Source organism: Clostridium sp. 1001271B_151109_B4, from assembly GCF_015670405.1.
Classification (GTDB): Bacteria; Bacillota; Clostridia; order Clostridiales; family Clostridiaceae; genus Clostridium.
Map to the genome: position 1 here is coordinate 153,496 of NZ_JADPBQ010000006.1, position 758 is coordinate 154,253.

Sequence of the window (758 nt, forward strand, 5' to 3'; positions counted from 1 at the left end):
GGAGAAAAAATGATTAGCAGCTATTTAGTAGATAAGATAGAATATTCTGTACAAATAATAGAATATATGGATAAAAATTTAAATTTAAAATATAAAGACTTAATCAAGGGGGTTGAACAAGATTTACTATTCTCACAGAGAAATGTGGAAAGATATATAAAGACTAGTACGGGATTAACCCCTAAAACTTATTATGAAAGAAGAAAGTTAACTAATGCAATACTTGAAATAATAGAGAATCCGGATAATATTAACACAATTTATAAAAAGTATAAGTTTAGCAAAAAAAAAGAGTTGAAAAGAATGTGCAAGATTTATTTAAATACAGATTTAGATAGTATTATTGAAAATAAAGAATTCTATAGATTGCAACAGCCGGTAAGTAAAGAGGATATATTATCATTGCATGAAAGGTGGGCAGAATTGGCCTACAATATTAAATTAATGGAAATGGGAGAGGTTAGAAGGAAAGAAAATGTATATAAAATTAAATTTACTTTGGATAAAATGCCTATTTATGTATTGCCGGAATTAAAATATAATGCAATAAGAGATGATTATAAAGAAGGTAAATTTGATAGAAAAGGACTTTTATTAAGAATAGCAATAATTGATAAAAGTATAAAAGAAAATACCAATAAAATTATATTTGATAAAAAAGAAACTGCAATAATAGTAAAGTGGACCCTATGTCAAGGACATTAAAAAAAGGGGCTAAGCCACTAAAAGCTGATTTCTGTATTTTACAGGAGTCAGCT

At 26.4% G+C, this 758-nt stretch carries 1 protein-coding gene; it reads left to right on the forward strand.

The features are described from left to right. Nucleotides 1-705, forward strand: a 705-nt coding sequence (locus tag I4V63_RS06370; protein ID WP_207746514.1) for a hypothetical protein, incomplete at its 5' end; no start/stop codon positions are given. Between the last annotated feature and the right edge of the window lie 53 nt (nt 706-758).